This window comes from Clostridium sp. DSM 17811, from assembly GCF_018861905.1.
Taxonomy (GTDB): domain Bacteria; phylum Bacillota; class Clostridia; order Clostridiales; family Clostridiaceae; genus Clostridium_AD; species Clostridium_AD frigoriphilum.
Window position 1 is genome coordinate 191,328 of the sequence record NZ_JAHLDU010000005.1, and the last position, 22,441, is coordinate 213,768.

18 protein-coding genes are annotated in these 22,441 nt (G+C 30.3%); 17 read left to right on the top strand and 1 reads right to left on the bottom strand.

Going from position 1 to position 22,441, the window contains the following annotated elements:
- The first annotated feature begins 4 nt into the window (after window positions 1-4).
- From KPL44_RS09125 to KPL44_RS09190, 14 genes are all read left to right on the top strand, one after another.
- Window positions 5-871, top strand: coding sequence for a 4Fe-4S binding protein (locus KPL44_RS09125; protein WP_216248928.1), 867 nt, complete (start codon window positions 5-7; stop codon window positions 869-871).
- Window positions 872-966: 95 nt separating this feature from the next.
- Complete coding sequence (locus KPL44_RS09130) at window positions 967-1,932, top strand: S1C family serine protease (protein ID WP_216248929.1); 966 nt, start codon at window positions 967-969, stop codon at window positions 1,930-1,932.
- Window positions 1,933-2,202: 270 nt separating this feature from the next.
- A complete protein-coding gene (locus KPL44_RS09135) occupies window positions 2,203-2,454 on the top strand; it encodes a histidine kinase dimerization/phospho-acceptor domain-containing protein (RefSeq protein WP_216248931.1) in 252 nt (83 codons plus the stop codon).
- A 192-nt stretch (window positions 2,455-2,646) separates the two neighbouring features.
- Complete coding sequence (locus KPL44_RS09140) at window positions 2,647-3,069, top strand: hypothetical protein (protein ID WP_216248933.1); 423 nt, start codon at window positions 2,647-2,649, stop codon at window positions 3,067-3,069.
- Window positions 3,070-3,195: 126 nt separating this feature from the next.
- Window positions 3,196-4,671: a D-alanine--poly(phosphoribitol) ligase subunit DltA gene (dltA, locus tag KPL44_RS09145; protein ID WP_216248935.1), complete on the top strand. Its 1,476-nt coding sequence runs from the start codon at window positions 3,196-3,198 to the stop codon at window positions 4,669-4,671.
- Complete coding sequence (dltB, locus tag KPL44_RS09150) at window positions 4,672-5,817, top strand: D-alanyl-lipoteichoic acid biosynthesis protein DltB (protein WP_216248936.1); 1,146 nt, start codon at window positions 4,672-4,674, stop codon at window positions 5,815-5,817. It abuts the gene before it with no gap.
- 115 nt (window positions 5,818-5,932) lie between these two features.
- Entirely contained in the window at window positions 5,933-7,132 is a 1,200-nt protein-coding gene (gene dltD, locus KPL44_RS09155) for a D-alanyl-lipoteichoic acid biosynthesis protein DltD (RefSeq protein ID WP_216248937.1), read from the top strand.
- Between the two features lie 220 nt (window positions 7,133-7,352).
- The gene (locus tag KPL44_RS09160) at window positions 7,353-8,027 is read left to right on the top strand and encodes a response regulator transcription factor (RefSeq protein ID WP_216248938.1); all 675 of its coding nucleotides are present in this window, start codon (window positions 7,353-7,355) and stop codon (window positions 8,025-8,027) included.
- A gap of 1 nt (window position 8,028) precedes the next feature.
- Window positions 8,029-9,045, top strand: a complete 1,017-nt coding sequence (locus tag KPL44_RS09165; protein WP_216248939.1) for a sensor histidine kinase — start codon at window positions 8,029-8,031, stop codon at window positions 9,043-9,045.
- 137 nt (window positions 9,046-9,182) lie between these two features.
- Entirely contained in the window at window positions 9,183-9,950 is a 768-nt protein-coding gene (locus tag KPL44_RS09170; RefSeq protein ID WP_216248940.1) for an ABC transporter ATP-binding protein, read from the top strand.
- Window positions 9,943-11,925, top strand: coding sequence for an FtsX-like permease family protein (locus tag KPL44_RS09175; RefSeq protein ID WP_216248941.1), 1,983 nt, complete (start codon window positions 9,943-9,945; stop codon window positions 11,923-11,925). Before KPL44_RS09170 ends, KPL44_RS09175 begins: the two co-directional genes overlap by 8 nt.
- Window positions 11,926-12,141: 216 nt before the next feature.
- A complete protein-coding gene (locus tag KPL44_RS09180) occupies window positions 12,142-12,579 on the top strand; it encodes a MarR family winged helix-turn-helix transcriptional regulator (protein WP_216248942.1) in 438 nt (145 codons plus the stop codon).
- 106 nt (window positions 12,580-12,685) lie between these two features.
- Window positions 12,686-14,422 (top strand): ABC transporter ATP-binding protein, encoded by a 1,737-nt coding sequence (locus KPL44_RS09185; RefSeq protein WP_216249029.1) that lies wholly within the window; start codon window positions 12,686-12,688, stop codon window positions 14,420-14,422.
- Entirely contained in the window at window positions 14,412-16,292 is a 1,881-nt protein-coding gene (locus KPL44_RS09190; protein WP_216248944.1) for an ABC transporter ATP-binding protein, read from the top strand. The genes KPL44_RS09185 and KPL44_RS09190 overlap by 11 nt, the downstream gene beginning before the upstream one ends.
- A 91-nt stretch (window positions 16,293-16,383) precedes the next feature.
- Here KPL44_RS09190 and KPL44_RS09195 read toward each other — a convergent pair whose 3' ends face one another.
- On the bottom strand, window positions 16,384-17,913 hold the full coding sequence (locus tag KPL44_RS09195) for a PucR family transcriptional regulator (protein ID WP_253201686.1): 1,530 nt from the start codon (window positions 17,911-17,913) through the stop codon (window positions 16,384-16,386).
- Between the two features lie 196 nt (window positions 17,914-18,109).
- Between KPL44_RS09195 and KPL44_RS09200 the strand changes: the two genes are divergently transcribed.
- From KPL44_RS09200 to KPL44_RS09210, 3 genes are all read left to right on the top strand, one after another.
- Entirely contained in the window at window positions 18,110-19,066 is a 957-nt protein-coding gene (locus KPL44_RS09200; protein WP_216248945.1) for a flavodoxin family protein, read from the top strand.
- Window positions 19,067-19,377: 311 nt separating this feature from the next.
- A complete protein-coding gene (gene licT, locus KPL44_RS26030; RefSeq protein WP_331702641.1) occupies window positions 19,378-20,250 on the top strand; it encodes a BglG family transcription antiterminator LicT in 873 nt (290 codons plus the stop codon).
- Between the two features lie 192 nt (window positions 20,251-20,442).
- Window positions 20,443-22,377 carry a sucrose-specific PTS transporter subunit IIBC gene (locus KPL44_RS09210; RefSeq protein WP_216248948.1) on the top strand — a complete coding sequence of 645 codons (1,935 nt, stop codon included), beginning with the start codon at window positions 20,443-20,445 and terminating at the stop codon, window positions 22,375-22,377.
- The last annotated feature ends 64 nt before the right edge of the window (window positions 22,378-22,441 follow it).

The window sequence follows — 22,441 nt, forward strand, 5'->3', positions numbered from 1 at the left end:
GCATATGAAGAAGATTTTTAGTAAAAGACCTATTATTCAAACATTAGCAACTATCTTTACAAATGCAAACTTTAAAGGCTTTTCTGAAGGGACAATTTATAAAGGTAATACAAAAGCAGTATGTGTTCCCGGTTTAAACTGTTATTCCTGTCCTGGAGCTGTAGGGTCTTGCCCCATTGGATCCTTGCAATCAGTACTAGGAGGGAAAAAATACAATTTTTCCTACTATATAGTAGGAATCCTTATGCTCTTTGGGGTTTTATTTGGAAGACTGATTTGCGGATTTCTATGTCCCTTTGGATTTATACAGGACTTATTACACAAAATTAAAACACCGAAACTTAAAGTGTCAGCAAAAATAGATAAACCTTTGAGATACTTAAAATATTTAGTTTTACTTATTCCAGTAATTTTGATGACGATTTTCTTGACAGATAAGTATGGTACAGCTGCTCCATACTTTTGTCAATGGATATGCCCAGTTGGGACGCTAGAGGGTGGAATTCCCTTAGTAATAAAAAATGAGAGTCTGAGACAAGTAGTTGGATTTTTATTTAATTGGAAAATATTCTTGTTGGTTTTAACAATTATATCATCTATCCTTATATACAGACCATTCTGTAAATATATTTGTCCTTTAGGAGCATTGTATTCATTGTTTAACAAGTTTAGCTTTTATCAGATGAATGTGGACAAGATTAAATGTAATGGCTGTAAAGCATGCGAAAGAAACTGCAAAATGAATGTAGAAATCACTAAGAGTATTAATTCACTTGAATGTATTCGCTGTGGTGAATGTAAAAAAGTCTGTAAACAAGGTGCGATTAATTCAGGGTTTCGCTTGAGATCAAATAATTTTGAAAATAAATAATTAAGTTTAATAAGTTTGAAAGGACGGATTTACCGCTTTTGTTCTTATAATGTTGTATTTTAAAAAATTATAAAACATAAAATGGAGGGAATGACATGAAATTTAGAAGTACAATTCTTGTAGCGATTATAATAGCAGGAGCAACATATACAACGACTTTTGCTTCAATGGCTAGTGGCAGTGTTGTAATTGGGAACAAAGCGGTAAGTCTTGAATATGCAAATATGGAGGTGAATGCTACTGAAATGACAGCTGCTGTAGCGGCTGGTGGATCAATTTATGTTAAAGATTTTGAAGGAATTTGGATAGATAACATTACAGGAAAAGCAGTAGATGTTAGTGTTATACCTGATGTAGTTTATAAGAGTGCAAATAAAAAAATTAACTATAATGCGCGTGACATAGAGCAGTTATCCACAACACCTGTTGTAGACGACGTAACAATAAACACGACGAAATTAACTGCTAAACAAATTATAAATAAATACGGGAATGCAGTTGTTTATGTTGAAGTGAGTGATAAGGATCATAATGTCACTGTTAGTGGTAGTGGATTTATAGTGAAATCTACTGGGGTTCTAGTAACCAATTTCCATGTGATTAAAGGCTCCTCGTATGCAACTGTAACTTTGCAAAATGGATCAAAGTATGATGTTAAAAGTGTTTTGAATTATAATGAAAAACAAGATATAGCAATTCTACAGTTATCAAATGCTACTAATTTAACAACTGTTAATTTAGGTAATAGCGATACAGTTGAAGTAGGAGATAATGTTACTGCAATAGGTAGCCCAGGAGGATATATGAATACTTTAAGTAAAGGGATTATAAGTGGAATAAATAGAGAAAATGATCGCGGAAAAGATATTCAAACTACAGCAAGCATTACTCATGGGTCAAGTGGTGGACCACTATTTAACAGATATGGTAATGTAATTGGAATAAATTATTCAGGATTTGAATCAGCAGGAGATATAGGATTTGTAATACCCATTAATGAAATTAATTCATTGTTAAATACTACTAATGAAAAGACCTTAATACAAATTAATGGTCAATAGAGAAAAAAAGGTTACTACACAGGCATTCTCAATAGGAAATGCCTGTGATTATTTATTTTAAGGTATGAATGGGATGTTGAAATCATACATAAATGAAAGGGTTTCAACATCATATTTCTCTAACTTTCGTAGAAACATCTAGAGCTATATCTAGGTTCTTAATTACAAGAACCTTAAATTACAGGTTGGAAAGAATAAAACAATTGTCAGGAAAAAATCCAAAGATTTCTGCATAACATTTTTGCTTAATAAGCTGATTTCTTCAATGCTATGCTTTCGAGATTAGAAGAAACCTTCATTAGAGAATCACGTTTTTCATCCTATGCTGCGCATGAGCTTAAAAATTCATTAACTGTGATAAAAACCAATATTGATGTATTGTATTTAGATGAGGATCCTTCGAAGCAAGATTGTTTAGAAAGTTTGGAGGTTGTAAAAAAACAAACAAATCGGATGATAGCTCTTGTTAATGATTTATTGGATATGTCTACAGTAAACAGTTATAAAATGGCGGCTTGGTAAAAGTGAATGAAGTGGTAGAGGAGATAATTGAGGAATTAGCACATAGGATTACTGAAAAACATATTTTATTACAATTCTAAAACGACCTAAGAAATTTTTCTGGGTCGCTTTTTCTTTACCTAAGCTTAACTTTGATTCCTATATAATAAAATCATCAAGTGTTTGTGAAAATTTATTATACGAGAATATAGTATGAAAATGATAATAGAAAAGAAAAAAATTATAGTGCTACTAACTGTGGGAGTTATGATGATGAGTACAGTTTTAAGTGGCTGCAGTCAAAAAAATGTGATTAAAGATAAAAATGGTATAAATATTAATAAAAAATATTCTGATGAAGTCATGGTTAATCTTGACGGCTCGAAGCATAAGTATGATGAAAAAAGTGTGACAAACGGTTTAATTAGCAAGGAGATGGGTATTGGTATTAAATATACGGAACAACTTAAGACTTTGCTTGAAAAAAATAACATATCTATATGGAAAGATCCACCAGTTAGTTTTAGTTTTCAATATAAATCAGAAGAATTAATCAACCTAGAACAGTCAGCAGTCAAAAAAGTCTGTAAACAAGGTGCGATTAATTCGGGGTTTCGCTTGAAATCAAATAAGTAAGTGCGCTCCAGGTACTATGTGTGTAATACCTCCCAAATAAAATGTAATTAGGACTAGAGAATTATCACTTCGCAAATATGAAATAAAAGAGAAAAATAGATTTTTAAAGTATAGGGAGGAAGAGTTATGGATTTTATTAATGTAATCGAAAATTATTATACTACTAATAAAGTAGCCCATATTTATAAAAACAGTAATTTAACTTATAGCGAACTTAAAACAAAATCAGATTCACTTGCTGTAAATCTCATAGATTTATTTTGCAAAGACAAAACGCCTATAATAGTTTTTGGGCATAAGGATCATTTAATGCTTATAAGCTTTTTAGCTTGCGCTAAAAGTGGACATCCATATATTCCAGTAGATATCTCGACTCCACTTACAAGACTTAAGGATATTTTAATTATATCTGGTGCTAAATTAATTATAAATACATCAGATGACTTAGCTGATATTCCTGCAAATATAGTACTAAATAAGAGTGATTTAGAAAAAATACTATTACAATATGAGAATAAAATACCCAATATAAGCTATAGGCTTAAGGGTGAAGATATTTATTACATAATCTATACTTCAGGAAGCACTGGCAAACCAAAGGGAGTGCAGATAACAAAAAAATGCATTCAAAGCTTCATTGATTGGAGTATAACTCTAATTAATGAAAAGGATAAAATATTCATGAATCAAGCACCTTTTTCTTTTGATTTATCTGTAATGGACACTTATTTATCATTGGTTTCTGGTTCAATACTATATAGTATTGATAAAGATATGATAGTTAATTTACCTGAACTTTTTGTAAATTTTAAATCTTCCGGGATTACAACCTGGGTCTCTACGCCATCTTTCGCAGAAATGTCTTTACAAAGTGAACAGTTTAACGAAAAATTATTACCTAAATTGAACCAAATGTTATTTTGTGGAGAAACTCTTTCCAAGGAATGCGTAAAAAGATTGTTTGAAAGATTCCCTACAATTAAAATAATAAATTTCTATGGTCCAACAGAGGCAACAGTCGCAGTAACCGCAGTTGAAATAAAAAAAGAAATGCTTTTAAGTAAAGAAACTCTTCCAGTTGGATACGTGAAAAAAGACTGTGAAATAAGCATAGAAGAAAATACAAATGAGATATTAATATTAGGCGATAGTGTAAGTATAGGTTACTTTGATGACCCTATATTAACAGAAAAAATCTTCTTTAACAGCGAAATTTCTGGTGTAAAAAAAAGAGGATATAGAACAGGAGATAAAGGATATCTTGTTAACGGTCTATTATATTATGAGGGCCGAATAGATAATCAAATTAAACTTCATGGTTATAGAGTGGAAATTGAAGATATTGAAAATAATATAAGAAAACTTCCTTTTATAAAAAATGCAGTTGTAGTACCAATTATAGAAAGAGGCAAAATTAAATATTTAGCAGCAGCAATAATACTAAATGATACATTTGAAGGGAACATAATTCTCGTTGTTAAACATTTCTTAAGGGACCTATTGCCTTCATATATGATACCTCGTAAAGTAAAGGTAATAGAAGTTTTACCAATGAATGCTAATGGTAAAATAGATAGAAAAAAGATACTGGAGGAATTTTAGATGCTTCCTTATGGAGATTTTTTATATTTCTATTTAATGATTTTGGCCTTAATCCCGGCGATTATTGTTGGTTTACTTGGTAAAAGGATAAAGTGGTACGGGCTACCAGCGAGCTTACTTATGATTTATTTGATTTTTGGTAAATCGAAACAACAAGCTGAATACTTAATTTTGTTTTTTATAATGGAATTTTTATTAATTATATTTTACAGCTTTATTGTAAAAAAGTTTAAACAAAGATGGTTACTTTGGATAATGATAGCAATAGGTCTATCACCATTACTGTACTCAAAACTGGGCAATATATTTATACACAAAGAACTTGGATTTTTAGGAATTTCTTATTTGACTTTTAAAATTATTCAGATATTAATACAAATTTATGACGGGTATATTACTAAAATAAATGTGTTTGATTTAGCCTATTTTATATTGTTTTTTCCAACCTTAAGTTCTGGTCCCATTGACCGTTCAATTAGATTTACGGAGGAAAGCAACAAGGTTATAACCTCCAGACAATATGTTGAATATTTAGGTGATGGAATATTTAAAATTTTACAAGGAGTAGGATATAAATTTCTGATAGGATTTTATATACAAACGCATTTTATTAACGTAATCTTATTAAGACCACACACCTTATTAAATACGATTACATATATGTATTCTTATAGCTTTTATTTGTTTTTTGATTTTGCCGGTTACAGTTTAATCGCCATAGGTGTAAGTTACATAATGGGAATAAAAACACCTGATAACTTTAATCTTCCATTTATAAGTAAAGATATAAAAGAATTTTGGAACAGATGGCACATGAGTTTATCTTTTTGGTTTAGAGATTTTATTTATAATAGATTCGTAATGACTGCCATTAAGAAAAAGTGGTTCAAGAGTAGATATACAGCCTCCTACATTGGTTTCATGATAAACATGATAACCATGGGGCTATGGCATGGAATTCAACTTAATTATATTGTTTACGGTGCCTTTCATGGTGTTTTACTCATAGCTACAGATTATTTTCAGAGAAAATCATTCTACAAAAAACATAAGAAAAAAGTTTATTTTAAAATTGCTTCAACTTTTTTAACCTTTAATTTGGTATGTTTTAGCTTTTTAATATTTTCGGGATTTTTATTTAAATAAAAGGAGGAATTTAAATGCGAGAATCAATTTACAATATATTAGAAGAAATTACTGGTGAGGACTTACGTGAAGAGAGTAATGAAAATTTATTTGACAGTGGGAGATTAGATTCATAATGAAAAAGGTCATAACTTTTATTTGTTCTATTATTATCTGTTTTGGTTTTTTATTTTTTTATCAAAGGCATTACGAAGGTCTTATTTCAAAAAAATATTATAACGAGTTTGGAGAGAATTTAACTGATCATAAATTTAAAAGTCCGATACTTCAAAGCATGGGCGCAAGGCAGAATGATAATCTTTTTATGTTCGGTTCTTCTGAACTTGAACACACTATTGAATATTATACTCAACCCATTAAATTTTTTAACGGCAAAAAAGCTGGTTTTCAAATTAATCTTATAGGAAAAGCAGGATATAAATCTTTAGTACATGCTGCTGATTTCGGAGCACTCGGACATGAACTTAAGGGTCAAAAGGTAGTTTTCGTACTTTCCCCACAATGGTTTGTAAAAAAGGGTATTGATAAAAATACTTTTGAAGCCAATTCATCTGAACTACAGGTATATGGATTTTTATTTAATAAGAATATAAGTTTAATTACAAAACAAGATTTTTCTAAAAGAATAGTGTTGATTTCTGGTAAAAATGGCAATAAGCACTTTGCTCTTATGCGAGAATACTGTTATCTTTATAGCAATAAGGACTTATTAACTACCTCAAAACGGTACTTAATGACCCCATATTACTGGCTAAGATATGAACTATTAGTTTTAAAAGATGATATGAATAGCAATAAATATCTTAAGCTAGGTCCTAAACTTGCAAATGGTTTAAAACCAACGCATATAACTACTAACTGGAACGCAGAATTAAAAAAAGCTTCAAAAATTGCTAAGGCGAAGTCTACTAATAATGAATTTGGTATGGACAATAAAGTATATGAGCATGCATTTAAAAGAAACCCAGAAACAATAAGGGTATCTCCTAATAACAATTTATGTATAAACTCTCCAGAATATGAGGATTTCAAATTGCTATTAGACGTTTGCAAGGATGAAGGAATTAAACCATTATTTTTAAATATCCCTGTAAATGGCAAGTGGTATGACTATGTTGGATATAATAAAAATGATAGACTAGCTTATTATAAAAAAATAAATAATATGGTTAATTCTTATGGTTTTGAAGTTGCTGATTTTTCAAAATATGAAGATGAAAATTACTTTCTAATGGATAGTGCTCACATAGGCTGGAAGGGTTGGGTATATGTTAATGAAGCTATTGATAAATATTATAACAAAAATAAAAACTAATATGATTTTTATGATAATTATTTATACTACTGTCATTTTAGGTTGCAGTTATTTGTTTTTATTTCAGTCAGATGTGAGAATTACTTATATATATAATCAGTTTTAAATATATAATTTTTAAAGGTTGTATTTCGCATCTACCAGTGAAACCCTTGACTGATATACATATGACATTTAGTATAGTAAATGTATGTATAAATAATGGTAAAGGAGGATTAGTATGTATAAAATATTGATTGTAGAAGATGACCCAACTATATCAAGTATATTAAAAAATCAATTATGCAAATGGGGTTATGAGGCAGAAGTTATTTCTGATTTTAATAATGTTATAGATGAATTTATAAAATATGATCCGCAGCTGGTGATTTTGGATATTACCTTGCCTTTTTATAATGGCTTTCACTGGTGTGTGGAAATCAGGAAAATATCAAGGATCCCAATAATTTTTGCGTCTTCCGCCAGTGATAATATGAATTTGATTATGGCTATTAATATGGGAGCTGATGATTTTATTGCCAAGCCTTTTGACCTAAATGTAATAGTTGCAAAGATACAAGCTTTACTTAGGAGGACATATTCTTTTCAAGGACAAGTAAACATTTTAGAAAGTGATGGAGCTGTTCTTAATTTAGGAGAGCTGACGCTTACCTATAAGAATAATAAGTTGGATTTAAGTAAAAATGAGTTCAAGATATTACAGATTCTTTTAGAAAACAAAAACAATGTTGTTTCTCGTGATAATATTATGAGGAAGTTGTGGGAAAGTGATAGTTTTATTGATGATAATACTTTAACGGTTAATGTAACTAGGTTTCGAAAAAGGCTAGAGGATGTAGGGCTTAAGGATTTTATTAGGACAAAAAAGGGCATAGGATATACAGTGGGTGATTAGGATGAGAAAAAATTATGTATGGACTATTGCAATTTCCTATTGTATGGATAAAATAAAAACAATTATTAATTTTTTGATTTTTATAATGATATTTTTCATTGTATATTCGTTATATCATCTTCCAGTAGAGCCTATTTTATATGCAACTTTACTAGCAGCTACATTAGCTTTTTTATTTAGTCTTTATGATTTTAAGGTATATTATGATAAGCATATGACTCTTCAAGATATTCTCAGTGGGATACAATTTGAACTAGGTAAGCTACCAAAGGCTAAGACCTTAATAGAAAAAGACTACCAGGATATTATTACAACTATATATAAGGAAAAATCAGAAGTATTATATAACACTGACAATAAATTAAGTGAGATGGTAGATTATTATACAATGTGGGCACATCAAATAAAGACCCCTATTGCTGCTTTTTCTATGATTATTCAATCTATGCAGGCAGGTATAGAAAAAAAACTTATGGAGCAGGAGTTATTTAAAATTGAACAATATGTAGAGATGGTGTTGCATTATATAAGGCTAGGGAGTTTGTCCTCTGACTTAAAATTAGAGGTATATTCACTATATGACATTATTAGTCAAACCGTGAAGAAATATGCGACAACTTTCATATATAAGAAGATTTCACTAAATTTGAAGGAATTTGATTGCAAGGTAATAACTGATGAAAAATGGATTACCTTTGTGCTAGAACAAATCTTATCTAATGCATTAAAGTATACAAAAGGTGGCAGCATTTCAATTTACATAGAGGGGGATTTAGAGAAAACCTTAATAATTGAGGATACTGGCATAGGAATAGCCTCTGAAGATATTCCAAGGGTTTTTGAAAGAGGTTTTACAGGGTATAATGGCAGAATGGACAAGAAATCAACAGGAATAGGATTATATTTATGTAAAGAAATTATTACAAGATTATCCCATAAGATATCAATGACCTCAGAAATAGGAAAAGGAACAAAGGTAGCTATTGATTTTTCAACAGAAAAAATAAATATAGACTAGCCTTACATAAATGTAAGGTTAAAGAAGGAAGTGTAAGCTTAAGTTAAGGCAGAGCATTCCTTTTTTTTGTATAATTAATTTATAAGTTAGGAAATAACGTAAATCAATTTCTTGAAGTAAAAATTGGAGGGGTCATTATGGTATTAGTAGAAGTTAAAAATTTAAAGAAGATATATTCAACAAGATTTGGGGGTAATAAGGTTCAAGCTTTAGATGATGTTTCATTTTCAGTTGAAGCTGGTGAATATATAGCTATTATGGGGGAATCAGGATCAGGTAAAACTACATTGCTTAATATATTGGCATCACTTGATAAGCCTACAAGTGGAGAAGTTTTATTAGAAGGGAAAAATATTGTGAACATAAAGGAAAGTGAAATATCTGCCTTCCGCAGAAATCATTTAGGTTATGTGTTTCAAGATTTTAATTTACTTGATACCTTCTCTATAAAGGATAATATATTCCTACCACTTGTGTTATCAGGAAAAGACTATAAAGAAATGGATAGCAGACTACAACCAATTGTAAATAAGCTAGGAATCAAAGATATATTAGAAAAATATCCTTATGAAGTATCAGGAGGACAAAAGCAAAGGGCAGCAATAACCAGAGCTATTATTACAAATCCAAAATTAGTTCTTGCAGATGAGCCAACGGGTTCATTAGATTCAAAGTCCGCAGGGGAGATTCTGAAATTATTCTCAGCTATAAATAAATCTGGTCAAACTATTCTTATGGTTACACATAGTACAATAGCTGCAAGCCATGCTAGTCGTGTACTTTTCATAAAGGATGGAAAGCTATTTAACCAAATTTATCGTGGAGCTATGAGTAATGATGAAATGTATCAAAAAATTTCCAATACACTAACTCTGTTAACTACAAGAGGTGGTGAAAATGAATAATTCATTTTATTTCAAATTTGCTAAGACTAATTTAAAGAAAAACAGTAAAACTTATTTACCATATATATTAGCTTGTATAAGTGCAATCATTATCTTTTACACCATGGATTGTATAGTATTAAACGAAGGACTAGATAAGATTAGACATGCAGAAAGATTAAAAATGATTCTGAAATTTGCAGTTAAAGTCATTGGTCTATTTTCTATAGTATTTCTATTTTATACTAATAGTTTCTTAATAAAGAGAAGAAAGAAGGAAATAGGTCTTTATAATGTGCTTGGAATGGAAAAAAAGCATATTGCAAAAGTTCTTTCTATTGAAACGGTAATAGTAGCTGCGATTAGCTTAGTCTTAGGTATTTTAGGTGGAATTATAGTCGGAAAATTAATATTTTTAATATTAATAAATTTAATGAAACTGGATATTACTATTTCATCTTCATTTTCAATATCAGTGCCAGCAATAACACAAACTATAGAATTATTTAGTATAATTTTTGTAGCTATTTTAATAGGAAATCTTCTACAAGTTAAGCTTACAAATCCTATTGAATTACTAAAAGGTGGGCAAAAAGGGGAAAAAGAACCAAAGACATCTTGGATATTAGCTATTTCTGGTGTTATTGAATTAGCTGTTGGGTATGGCCTTGCCATTAATTTAGAATCACCATTGAAAGCATTTGTTATATTTTTTATAGCAGTAATTTTAGTTATTGTTGGAACCTATAGTACTTTTACAGCTGGAAGTATAGCGTTTTTGAAGACATTAAAGAAAAATAAGAAGTTTTTCTACAAAACAAAGAATTTTGTTTCAGTATCTGGAATGATCTATCGTATGAAGCAGAATGCTGTAGGTCTGGCTAATATTTGCATTTTAAGCACAGCTGTATTACTAACAATATCAACAACTGTCGCTTTATATGCTGGACAAGAAAGCAGCTTAAAAATTACTTATCCATTAGATGTAGCAATAACTATAAGAAATACAACAGCTAAAGAAAAGGATAGCGTATCAAATATGATAAAAGAAGAAGCTGCTAAAAGTAATGTAACACTAAAAAACCAAGTAGAATTTGATAATAAAGAATTAATGGCATCACAAAATGAAAACTCATTCAAAATTGCTAAAGCAGATGTATCTGTTATGAGTGATATAAAAAGTATAAAGATTTATACCTTAGGAGATTATAATAAAATGGAAGGTAAAGCTGTGGCTTTAAAAGATAATGAAGTACTTATCTTTTCAGTAGGTAAGGAATTTAATTATGATTCTATTGTTTTAAATGATAAAAAGTTTAAAGTGAAAGACAAACTTAATAAAATAAAGATAGCGAATAAAAATAAAAACAATATAATAGATGAATATAGAATTGTAGTTAAGGATATGAACACATTAAAGGATACCTATGAAGAAAAAAATGTCAAAGAATTAGAAACTGCGGATGATAGTATTGCATTTAATATTGATGGTAATAAAAAAGATATTATAAAATTCTGTGATTCATTAAAAAGCCATGTAAATGCTATGAAAAACAGTAATTTTCAAAGTATTTATACAGACAGAGAAGATTTTTATATACTTAATGGTGGATTCATATTTATTGGATGTTTTTTAGGGCTATTATTCACTATGGGAACGGTTTTAATAATTTATTATAAGCAAATTTCTGAAGGGTATGATGATAGCGAAAGATTTAAAATCATGCAAAAGGTAGGTATGAGCAAGAAAGAGGTTAAAAATACTATAAACAAGCAAATACTTATGGTGTTTTTCCTTCCACTAGCAGTAGCAGCAATCCACATTGCCGTTGCTTTCAACGTTGTATCTAAAATACTATCTTTGTTTGGTCTATATAGCAACAGTACATTAATACTTGCAATAGCTGGCACTGTTGTAATTTTTGCAGTGTTATACGCTGTAGTTTATGGATTGACAGCCAAGACTTATTATAAAATTGTGCAGCAAGAAAATTAGATAATAAATTGGAGGAGCTAAATCAAATTTTAGTTGCTCCAATAATTGTTTTTTGTGAAAATTATGGATAAAAGTATTTTAAAGGTACCGCACTGCCTCTACCAGTAAAAACCTCAAATAATTATATAACTGCTAAGGTCATTTTTAATAAAGTTTGACAATTATAGCATCAAGTATTAAAATTGTTAGTATACTAACATAATGGGGAGGCGTTTTATGGATCGTTCAAAGGCCATAGGATTTGTAGTAAAAACACTTTCTAATCAAGTGAAACGCCAAATTGATATTAGTGTTTCGAAATGTGAGATTGATGGCATAACAGGAATGCAGTGCTGGATCATTGGTTATCTTTGTGATAACGTAGATAAAAGAGATGTTTTCCAAAAAGATGTTGAGATTGCGTTTAACATTAGGAGGTCTACAGCTACTGTCATTTTACAACTTATGGAAAAAAATGAACTGATAACTAGGGAAGCGGTGTCTTGCGATGCACGATTAAAAAAACTTATTCTCACTGAAAAAGCTTTTGGCATTCATCTAAAGATAGAAGCCCAAATTATTCAAGTAGAACAAAAAATTGCGAAGGGGTTAACAAATGAAGAAATTGAAACTTTCCTTCGGCTTGTGAACAAAATTTCAAAAAATATAGAATAGTTAACTATCTTGTTAGGCATAGACAGACGGTTATTTTTTTGCTGTGTTGTTAGTTACCTAACTGTATGGATAATGACAAATATTAATGTATGGAGGTTACCAAATTATGATTAAACGACTTGCAAAATGCGTAGGTGAGTATAGAAAAGACACCATCCTTGCGCCCGTTTTTGTAACATTTGAGGTTATTATGGAGGTTATAGTACCTTTCCTAATGGCACAAATTATTGATAACGGAATCTCAAAAGGAAATTTAGGTTATATCAGTAAAATGGGTATTGTCCTAGTGCTGTGTACTATATTTTCACTTTTTTTCGGTATGCAATCAGGAAGATATGCAGCCAAAGCATCTGCAGGATATGCAAAAAATGTAAGAAGAGAAATGTATTACAATATACAGAGTTTTTCATTCTCCGATATTGAAAAATTTTCAACTGCAAGCCTAGTAACTAGGTTAACTACAGATGTGACCAATGTTCAAAATTCTTACCAGATGATTATTCGTATTTTAGTACGAAGTCCGTTAATGCTTATTTTTTCTTTGATTATGGCATTTAACCTTAATGCAAAATTAGCTTTAGTATTTCTTGTAGCTATCCCATTTTTAGGATTTGGGCTTTACTTAATTATTATCAACGCCCATCCTATTTTTGAGAAAGTATTCCGCACCTACGACCATCTAAACAATGTTGTACAAGAAAACATAAGTGGTATTAGAGTTGTAAAATCTTATGTTCGTGAAGAACATGAAAAAAGCAAATTTGGAGAGGTATCCACAAAAATCTATAGTGATTTTTCAAAAGCAGAAAAATTATTAGCTTTTAACAGTCCACTCATGCAGTTTACCATGTATACATGTATTCTCCTAATCTCCTGGTTTGGTGCAAAGATGATTGTAGGTTCAACTATGACCATAGGTCAATTAATGAGTTTACTGGCTTACGCTGCACAAATTTTAATGAGTTTGATGATGCTTTCAATGGTTTTTGTCATGATTACAATTTCTCGTGCTTCAGCAGAAAGAATTGTAGAGGTTCTAGATGAAAAAAGTGATTTGCATAACCCAGAGCAGCCAATTTATGAAGTGCCTAATGGCTGTGTGAACTTTGAAAATGTAGATTTTAGCTATAATGATGACAAAAATAAACTCTGCCTTAAAAAAATTGATATCTCTATCAAGGCTGGTGAAACCATTGGTATCATTGGTGGTACTGGAAGTGCAAAAACTACTTTTGTTCAACTAATTCCTAGACTTTATGACGTATCAAGTGGCAATATTTTAGTCGGTGGGGTAGATGTGCGCAAATATGATATACAAGCCTTACGTGATGAAGTTGCCATGGTTCTACAAAAAAATGTACTTTTTTCAGGAACAATAAAAGAGAACCTTAGGTGGGGAAATAAAGATGCTTCGGATGATGAACTCATAAGAGTGTGCAAGCTAGCACAAGCGGATGAGTTTATTGCGAAATTACCACATAAATATGACACCTACATTGAACAAGGAGGTTCCAATGTTTCTGGAGGTCAAAAGCAAAGGATTTGTATTGCACGTGCACTGCTTAAGAAGCCTAAAATATTAATTTTAGACGATTCTACTAGTGCTATAGACACGAAAACAGATTCTCTAATCCGCCTTGCATTCAAAGAGGAAATCCCAAATACCACAAAGATTATTATAGCTCAGCGTATATCCTCGGTGGAGGATGCAGATAAGATAATTATAATGGATGCTGGTAGAATAGATGCCATAGGGACTCATGATGAACTTTTAAAAACCAATAAAATCTATCAAGAAGTCTATACTTCACAGATGAAAGGGGTAGAGACAAATGAAAAATAATAATAAGTCCAAACCTAAATCAAATGGAAAAACCATGAAAAGATTATTTTCATATGTTACAAGTACTTATAAAATACAGTTTATAATTGTTATTGTATGTATACTATTCAGTGCTCTTGCAGGGGTGGGGGGGTCGCTTTTTCTTCAAATAGTGATTGATGATTACATTACTCCGCTACTTAAAGTTTCAAATCCTGTATTCTCTGGACTTCTAAAAGCTATACTTGTGATGGCTGGTATTTATTGTATTGGCGTTGTGTCGACATTTCTCTATAACAGATTAATGGTAACCATAGGCCAAGGAGTACAAAAGAAAATTAGAGATGAAATGTATTCTCATATGCAAACTCTGTCTATAAAATATTTCGATACTCATTCACATGGCGATATTATGAGTCGCTATACTAATGATATAGATACCTTAAGACAGATGCTGTCTCAAAGTATTCCACAGATGTTTTCCTCTGCAATTACTATTGTAAGTGTATTTTTGGCCATGCTTTATGTCAGCTGGCATTTAACTGTGCTTGTAATTATAATGGTGGTAGTTATGTTGTTTATTACTGGAAAAATTACTGGGAGGAGTTCTGAATTTTTTATTAAACAGCAAAGGTCTATGGGTAAAACAAATGGATTTATTGAGGAAATGATTAATGGACAAAATGTGGTTAAGGTGTTCTGCCATGAGGAAGATTCAAAAGAACAGTTCGACCTTCTAAACGAAGAACTTTGTGATAATGCTACAAAAGCAAATAATTATGCAAATATACTTATGCCTATTATGTCTAATTTAGGTAATCTTCTTTATGTCTTGGTTGCCATTGTTGGAGGAGTTTTAGCACTAAGTGGAATCGGTGGATTAACACTAGGGGCTATTGCCTCATTCTTGCAGCTTAGTAAAACCTTCAGCATGCCTATTGGTCAAATTTCTCAACAACTCAACGCTGTTATTATGGCACTGGCGGGTGCACAACGTATTTTTGAATTGATGGATGAAAAACCCGAAGAGGATGAAGGTTATGTAACACTAGTAAATGCTAAATATGAGGGTGATATTTTATGTGAAACTAAAAATCGGACAGGAATATGGGCTTGGAAGCACCCTCATGAAGATGGTACTGTTACCTATACTAAATTAACAGGAGATGTGCAATTTTTCGATGTGGATTTCGGTTATAATGAAGAAAAAACTGTATTGCATAATGTAACCCTTGATGCACATTCTGGTGAAAAGTTAGCGTTTGTTGGTGCAACTGGTGCTGGAAAAACCACCATAACTAATTTGATTAATCGTTTCTATGATATTCAAGATGGTAAAATTCGATATGATGATATAAACATTAATAAAATTAGAAAAAGTGATTTGCGTCGTTCCCTTGGAGTTGTGCTTCAAGATACGAATTTATTTACTGGAACTATTATGGAAAATATCAAATACGGCAAGCTTGATGCTACGGATGAAGAAATTTATGCAGCTGCAAGGCTTGCAAATGCTGATGGGTTTATTTCCATGATGCCAAAGGGTTATGATACTATTTTATCAGGAGATGGATCTGGATTATCACAAGGTCAAAGACAACTATTGTCCATTGCAAGAGCTGCTGTTGCTAACCCTCCAGTAATGATTCTTGATGAAGCCACTTCTAGCATTGATACTCGTACAGAGGCGATTGTACAAAGAGGTATGGATTCACTTATGCAAGGTCGTACGGTATTTGTAATTGCTCATAGACTTTCTACAGTGAAAAATGCTGATGAAATTATGGTGCTTGATGAAGGCCGAATCATTGAATGTGGTAACCACGAAAAGTTAATAGCACAGAAAGGAAAGTATTATCAGCTCTATACTGGTGCCTTTGAACTTGAGTAAAATATTTACTATTAGACCACCGATTTAATAATAGTCGGTGGTTTTATCCATACCAAAAATAAGAACCGTATTGAAATATTCAATACAGTTCTTATTTTTGGTATCTTAGAATTTTTAATGATAATTCAAATTTAAACAAAATATCACTGTTGCTTAGTGAAATTTTCAATAATTCTTCTATTTTATGGTAACGATAAAAAAATGTGCTACAATGAATATTTAGTTTTTTTGAGGTCAATTTTGCATTCCTATTACTTTCTAAATAAGCTATTAATGTTTGTAATAATACTGAATTATTGTTTTTATCGATCCATATAAGCTTGTTAATCGATGGATCAATTAATGTGTGTAGTTTAATTTTTTCAATATTATTATCCGTGCTTTGCAATATATTAAATAAATAATATTCTATATAGTCTTTGAAATAAAATAAGAAACCCTTTATGTTTAAGTTCTCTGCTAATTTTAAGGCGTAAGTAGCTTGTTTATAAAACTCCTTTGTTTCAAGTATATTTTGAAATGTTAAACTAATCCCGGCTTTTAAATTGTTGAGTTTTAAAAAATCTATAAACCTTGTTTTTGTGTTTTCAGAAAATATTTCATCATTTTCTTTACTTACCATGAGAATTATACTATCTTCATAATAAGCAGAAATACAATTTCTAAATATATTTTTAGTAGTAACAATTAACTGCTTTAATCCAAAATTATGACGGTAATCTTGATATGTTTGACGAAAAGGTATAACAATTAATAATATATTTTTATGTAGTTTAAAATCTATATTTTTTAGTCTTTCTTCTATATAGTCTAGATTATTAATTGAATTTTTTAATAAATCCATTAAATAGTATTCTTCTTCGAGTCCTGAACTATTTATAAATAAGTTATCCTTTTGCATTTGTATAGAAAGAGTTTGTACCAAAGTGTTGGTTATTTCTAAATCTTCTTCAACAAATTCTCGGTTTTCTTGTAAAATACATATATACGCAACAGTAACGTTATTAATACGAATACCACAAAAGATAAGACTTTTATCAGAAAAGTGAAAAAAAGATGTACTTGAACTATAAATATTATCTATACATTTATCTTTTTTCATAATATTAACGGTATCGATTAACAGATAAGCTTGATCATTATAAGTTTCTATATTAGACGTAATAGAATTAGCAAAAGTGGAACGACCAATAATACGATAACTAGTATCTAAAATAAAAATAGGGTTATTTAAATAGCTTTCACATATATTTAAAGTTTTATTAATATCATTATAAGCAGATAGGCTATTATAAATATCTAATTTTTTTACATACAGTTTATAGTCTATAAACATAAATTCACAAATCAATCTATAAATTTCTTCTATACTACTTTTAGTCTCAATCTGTAAAATATGAATGTTTTCACTTGCTTTATTTACGATAAATAAAATATTGGCTTTATTAATTAATAAAGATTTATGGTTTTTTGTTGCCAAATATAAAGCATTTGGAGAAAACTCCATATTATCTTTTAAAAAAAATACTTCATCAATAATAGTATCCGGATTATGGGTTCCCGAAATTTTAATGTTTGGTTTATTTTTAAGAAAATTTAATAATGTTTTTAGTTTAGCCAAAAAATTACCTCCTTTTGTGGATTAGAAAAATTTTTAAAATAATACCATTAAATCATGGCAGTTTCATAATTATTTCTGATGAATGGTGTATTAATTTATGTTAATATTATAAATGTTCACTTGTTAGTGTAACAAAAAAAACATGTATTAACAATAATATAGTAATATATATGATATATAAAGAGGAGATTTTATTATGACTTTTAAAGTAATGGGCGTTACAGCTGGTAGAAAAGATTCAAATTCTGAAATTTTGTTAAAAGAAGCACTTTTAGCCTGCGCGCAACAAGGGGCAGAAATCACAATGATTAATCTAAGGAATTACAACATTATGGATTGTACAGGATGTACAGCATGTACAAATGGTATGACTATTGGTAAAAACGTTGGGTGCAGCTTAGATAAAAAGGATGATAAAAAAGCAATTATGGAAGTTATGTTAAATCAAGATGCTGTTATATTTTCAGCACCTACATATGATTTGATGCCAACTGCAACATTTTTAAAATTTATGCATAGAAATTTAAGTTATGAATCTGCATTTTTAGAATCAATTGGTGAAATTGAGCATAAAGATAGAGTTGGTGCTTTAATTGCTGTGGGAGGATCTACTCGTTCATGGCAGTCGATGGCATTAGAAGCTATGCAGGCAACTTGTTTTACAAATGATTTTAAAATTATTGATATGTATTTGGCTACTCGTGTGCCAGCTCCAAAACAATGTTTATTACATGATGATATGATTAAACGTGCTGAAGAAATTGGTAACAATGTTATGAAATCATTAAATACCACAGTAGAAAAAAGAGTGTGGTTAGGAGATGAAAATATGGGTTGGTGTCCAAATTGTCATTCTAATGCGTTGATTTTAGGGGAAGTCCAATGGGACGGGTTGCACTTCCCAATCGAATGTCAAGTTTGTGGCGCTGGTGGAGACTTAGAGAAAACAGAAACTGGTAAATGGAAATTTGTTATTGCGAAAGATGGATTAAGTCGTGACCGTACTACTATTAAAGGAAGAGAACACCATTTAGAAGAAATTTATCATACACAAGGTGGATTTTACACAGATGAAAAGTTATCAATTGTTAAAGAGAAGTTTGGTAAATATAAAGATTTAAAATTTCCTACAATAGAAATCGATAAAGCGTAAATTTATAAATTAATGGTTAATAGAGGAATATTAAGGTGCTTAGTTTTTTATTATATTGTATAAAAAATGTATTGACATACAACAATGAAAATGTTATCATACATATAAATTAAATAACAGGATTGTTACTGATTAGCAGGCAAAACCTAATTTGAGATGAGTGTGAACTTTGTCTTGTTTTGGGTTTTTTTATTGCAACTAAAGAAGATTGCCTTGTGAGCATACAATAATAATGTAAATTTAATTGTATATTAGTGTGAAATTTCAGCTTTATATTTGAATACAAATCTAATAATTATAGTGGCATTGGGGTGAATACTATTATTATAAAAAGGATATTGAATAATAATGTAGTTACGGCTATAGATGAAAAATCTAAGCGTGAAAAGGTAATTATGGGCAGAGGAATTGCTTTCCAAAAGAGAAATGGAGATATGGTCGATGTTTTGAAAATTGAAAAAGTCTTTATTTTGGAAAATAAAATAGAGAATGAGAAATTTTTAAAATTGATAAATGAGATCCCGATGGAGCATATAAAATTATCAGAGACAATTATAAGCTATGGGAAAGAAAAATTGAATACACAATTTGATGATCATATTTATATTGCATTAACAGATCATATTGATTTTGCCATTAAAAGATACAAAGAAGGTATTAGCTTAAAAAATCAGCTGCTTTGGGAAATACAAAGGATACATAAAAAAGAATACGAAGTTGGTTTATGGGCACTGGATTGTATTGAAGATGAAATAGGTATTAAAATGGATTTAGATGAAGCGGGTTATATTGCTCTGCATTTAGTAGATGCTGCCCTTAACCAAAGCATGGATAATACAATAAACATTATTTCAATAGTTCAAGAAATATTAAACATAATAAAATACTTTTTCAACATAGAATTTGATGAAAACGATATTTCTTATGATAGACTTGTTACGCACTTGAAGTATTTTTCACAAAGGGTAATTTCGAATAATAGGTTACCAGAAGATAGTAATGAATTTCTGAAGATGGTAGAAATAAATTATCATAAACCATATACTTGTGCATTAAAGATAAAAATATTTATTGAGAAAAATTATTATTACACAATAAATGATGGAGAAATAGTTTACTTGAGTCTTCATATTCAGCGAGTTATTTCTAGTATAAAGTATAAGGTATCTTCTGAAAAATTATAGACTTATACATTTATTAAAAAGTTAATATCAGGATTGTTACTGGTTATGCAGGCAAAACCTAAGTTGAAGATAATACACTAGTTGTATTAATTCAATCTAGGTTTTTTTTATTTAAATTAGCAACAGCTACTTAATGGACACAAAATAATACAATAATTACTTTTGTGCAGATAAAAATATAGGAGGGTAAAAATGGATTACAACAAAATAGCTAAAGAAATTTTAATGTATTTAGGTGGAGAAAACAATGTAGCAAGTGCTGCACATTGTGCTACAAGATTGAGATTGGTTCTAAATGATGACAAAAAGGCAAATATTAAAAAAATTGAGAAAATGGAAGCTGTTAAAGGTGTATTTAATAGTGGGGGTCAATTACAAATTATTATTGGTCAAGGAACAGTAAATAAAGTATATAATGCTTTTATTGAAGGAACTAAAATAGGAGAGTCGAGTTTAAGTGATAATAAAAAAGCTGCAATGAAAAATATGAATCCTTTTGAGAGATTTGCAAGAATGTTATCAAGTATTTTTCTTCCAATAATACCAGCAATAGTTGCTAGTGGGCTTTTAATGGGGATTTTAGGAATGCTTCAAAATTTTCATTTGGTTGATTCTAAAAGTGGGATGTATATATTATTAAATATGTTTTCGAATGCCGCTTTTGTATTTTTACCTGTTTTAATTGCATTTAGCGCGGCTAAACAATTTGGAACTAATCCTTTTCTAGCAGCAACATTAGCAGGCATAATGATACATCCTGATCTCCAGAATGCTTGGACATTAGGAACGGGAATTAAAAATTCAATGGATTTTTATGGACTTCATGTAAGTATGGTTGGTTATCAAGGCCAAGTGCTTCCAATACTAATTGCTGTTTGGGTTATGGGATATATAGAAAGAGGCTTAAGAAAAATAGTTCCAGATATATTAGATATTTTATTAACACCATTCTTAACAGTATTGATTACAGGGTTTTTTACGTTTTTTATAATAGGACCAGCAGGGAGATTTCTAGGAGATGGACTATCATTTGGTTTAGTAACGATATACAATACAGCAGGTGTTTTTGCTGGTATATTATTTGGAGGATTTTATTCATTTATAGTTATTACCGGGATACATCAAAGTTTCCAAGCTGTCGAGGCAGGGTTACTTGCTAACCCGAGTATTCATAGGGATTTTTTATTACCAATTTGGTCAATGGCTAATGTTGCACAAGGTGGAGCTGCTTTTGCAGTATATTTTATCACGAAAAATGCTAAAATGAAGTCAATAGCAGGCCCAGCATCATTGTCAGCGGTGCTTGGCATAACTGAACCGGCAATTTTCGGAGTAAATTTGAGATACAGGAGGCCTTTTATTGCGGCAGCTATAGGCGGTGCTATAGGTGGTGGTTATGTAGTATTTACTAAAGTAGTAATGACTGGCATGGGCGTAAGTGGAATACCGGGTACAACGATTGTGCCACCATCATCTATTTTGAATTATGTAATAGGTATGGTTATAGCTTTTGCAACAGCTTTTGTAGTTACTTCTGTCCTTGGAATAAAAGAAAAAGAAGAAGAAGAAGAAGAAGAAGAAGAAAAAGAAGAAGAAGAAAAAGAAGAGAAAGGTAATAATGATAAGGATAATAAAGTTATTTTACTTTATAATGAAGTAAAAGCAAATACTGTTTCAAATTTAGTATCACCTGTAAATGGAAATGTCATATTACTTAAAGATGTTCCAGACAAAACTTTTTCTGATGAATTATTGGGAAAAGGAATAGGAGTAGATCCAGAAGATGGAATAGTAGTTTCACCAGTAGACGGAACTGTAGTATGTTTGTTTGAAACAAAGCATGCAATAGCAATTAAAACTAGTGATGGAATGGAAATACTAATTCATATAGGAATTGATACAGTCAAAATGAATGGGGAGGGTTTTAAGTCATTTATTAATTCTGGAGATGTGATTAAGAAGGGACAAAAACTAATGGAATTTGATTTGGATTTAGTGAAGGAAAAAGCTAAATCACCTATTGTATTACTTGTCATTACAAATTCTGACTCTATGAAGTTTGTTAATCAGTTAAAATCTGGTAAGATTAAACAAGGGGAAGAATTAATGCGAGTTGGAATTAACTAAAAAAGAGAGGAAATCATTCTCTCTTTCAAGTTTTAAAATAAAAAAATAAAATTTGAAATGGTTG